At 63.5% G+C, this 499-nt stretch carries 1 pseudogene; it reads right to left on the bottom strand.

Going from position 1 to position 499, the window contains the following annotated elements:
* Positions 1-386: 386 nt before the first annotated feature.
* Positions 387-499: pseudogene (locus tag KVS67_RS11610) on the bottom strand (IS481 family transposase); the annotation flags it as partial.

Below are 499 nucleotides of genomic sequence, written 5' to 3'. Positions count from 1 at the left end.
TTCACACGGGTAAGCGTGGCGACGCGCAAAGGGTTCGATGCCGTTGGTCTAGCTTGCATACGGGCTGTCTCTTCAACGCCCGGACAGCATCGACGCGTCGCCGTCGTCCGTCCGCGCGGTGAGCCGCCACCCGCTCCACGACTTCGGCGAATGCGTGTTGTAGACAGCTGGGGCCGACCGCCGTCTTCCTCGTCCGTGCGCTCGTTCGGTGTGCTGTCGGACAGCGCCCCGCGCGAGGGTGCGTCGCAGCATCCGGTTGACGCTGGTGCAAAACTGAGTACGCTTATTATTGAGTCCAGTCGTTAGGAGGTCGTCAATGAACGTCGCAGTGGTGCCGCGGCGGGAGCGCAACATGCGACTCAAGCAGGAGCGCATCTTCGACGCGGCTAGCTGTAGGAGGGCATGACGTTGTTGACTCGGGCCGGTGCCAGTGAGGCCGGAGGAGCGTCTCCGCAGGAGGTATGAGGCCGATGGTAGTTGTAGTGGTTCACCCACACCG

Origin of the sequence: Micrococcus sp. GbtcB5 (assembly GCF_019091605.1) — a bacterium.
GTDB lineage: Bacteria > Actinomycetota > Actinomycetes > Actinomycetales > Micrococcaceae > Micrococcus > Micrococcus luteus.
The sequence above is the reverse complement of the archived record's forward strand: the minus strand, read 5'-3'. Positions and strand labels throughout refer to the sequence as shown.